The organism is Lutibacter sp. HS1-25 (assembly GCF_004121075.1).
GTDB lineage: Bacteria > Bacteroidota > Bacteroidia > Flavobacteriales > Flavobacteriaceae > Lutibacter.
Genome location: NZ_RHLN01000094.1, coordinates 1 through 1,891 on the forward strand (window position 1 = coordinate 1; position 1,891 = coordinate 1,891).

The 1,891-nt window shown below is 24.7% G+C and carries 2 protein-coding genes; one reads left to right on the plus strand and one right to left on the minus strand.

Features of this window, described 5'->3' with window-relative positions; genetic code table 11:
* The first annotated feature begins 346 nt into the window (after nucleotides 1-346).
* Nucleotides 347-931, plus strand: coding sequence for an RNA polymerase sigma factor (locus tag EC396_RS12580; protein WP_129366673.1), 585 nt, complete (start codon nucleotides 347-349; stop codon nucleotides 929-931).
* A gap of 539 nt (nucleotides 932-1,470) precedes the next feature.
* On the opposite strand, the gene EC396_RS12585 is transcribed toward EC396_RS12580, so the two are convergent.
* Nucleotides 1,471-1,891 (minus strand): Ig-like domain-containing protein (locus EC396_RS12585; RefSeq protein ID WP_164975289.1); only part of this gene is annotated, 421 nt, incomplete at its 5' end.

Consider the following 1,891-nt stretch of genomic DNA (forward strand, 5'->3'; position numbering starts at 1 on the left):
TATAGCAACATCAATATTTTTTAAGTTGTGAAGTTTTGCCCCTTTGATTATAATATTTTCTTTAGGGCTAAGTGCTGCTATATTTTTTGTCATTTTGCTTCAAAAGTTGAATAAACGCAAATATAACTACAAATTTTTAAAAATGAATAGAAAGAAATTTGATATATTATGGAATGTTAAAAAACGATTATTGTTGTTGTTAACAATTGTATTTTAAATAATTAGCAACTATAAATTTGTGTTTTATAAAAATAATAAGTAAACTTGCATCTCACTTTAAAACCAAAAACTATTACGCAGCATTACTTTTTATAAATACATTTTAACCCCCTTAAAGTATATTACAATGGAAAGTTGCGTTTTATCAGATAGTGTGTTGGTAAGCACTTATATTAATGGTCATGAAAAATCTTTAGAGATTTTAATTTTGCGCCACAAAAGCCGAATATTTAATTTTATTTTATCTAAAGTATTGGATAAAGAAATTGCTGAAGATATTTTTCAGGATACTTTTATTAAAGTTATAAAAACCTTAAAAAAAGGTAATTATAATGAAGAAGGTAAGTTTTTACCATGGGTTATGCGTATTTCTCATAACTTAATAATAGACCATTTTAGAAAAAATAAAAGAATGCCTAAATTTAATAGCTCAAATGGTTTTGATATTTTTTCAGTTATTTCTGATGAAGTTTTAAATGTTGAGAAACAAATTATTAAAGATCAAATTTTAGCTGATATTAAAGGGTTGATTGATGAATTACCTAATGATCAAAAAGAAGTTTTGGTTATGAGAATGTATAACGATTTGAGTTTTAAAGAAATTGCCGAAAATACAGGTGTAAGTATAAATACGGCTTTAGGAAGAATGCGTTATGCTATAATTAATTTGAGAAAAATTATTGAGGAGCATCAAATTATTTTGGTGAATTAATACTAAAAATAAAAAATCATCGTTTAAATAAAAAACGTATTTATATGATGAAATTTTACACTAAAAAGTCTCTTAATAATGAGCAACCTAAACAAGAAATAATTCAATATTTACTTAACTATTCTAAACAATTAAAGGTTGTAAAAACCAACAAAAAGCAGATTATTGAATTACATTTGAATTAATGTTCTTTAAAAGACTGTCTGAAAAGACAGTCTTTTTTTTGGAAAAAAACTACAATTTATTTAATTTCATGGAATCAATAAGAGGTAAGTTTAAAAGTTAGGAGATTTAGATTTTAAGCAAAAATAGTTGAGAGTTTAAAATGGAAAAATCCACTTTTTTAACGATGTTATTCCGTAAAGTGAGTAAATTTATTTATAAGGTTCTAATTATAAATGTTTTATATTATAAAAAATCAATGTTAAACAAAAAGCCTTACAGGTGATGTAAGACTTTTTGTTGAGATAGCGTTTTTTAAAACGATTTTTAGGTACAGTATTTTGATTAAAAATTTACATCCTTAGTGGTTCTTAACTTTAGATTTTAATTAATCTTTTAATAATAAAACCTTGAGGATGATGGATTTTAATAGTGTAAACTCCAGATGGATAGCTACTTATGTTAAAAGTGTTTATCCCTTTAGTTAAATTTATTTTTTGTAAAAACTGTTTATTTGAGTTATAAATATAACCATTTATCTGCGTTGAATTATTTATTTCAATTGTAAAATCAGCATAAACAGTGGTTGGATACAGATTTATTTCAGGTGAAGCTGTTGTATTTAAATGATTTAACGTTACTATTAATTTAGCAGTTGAAGTTAAAGATCCATCAGTAATGGTATAGTAAACAGTATCTTCACCAATAAAATTTGTTTTAGGAATATAGGTATATAAACCATCCGAAGTTACAGTTAAACTTCCCCCTTGATTGGTAGGGAAATTACCCGGAATTACA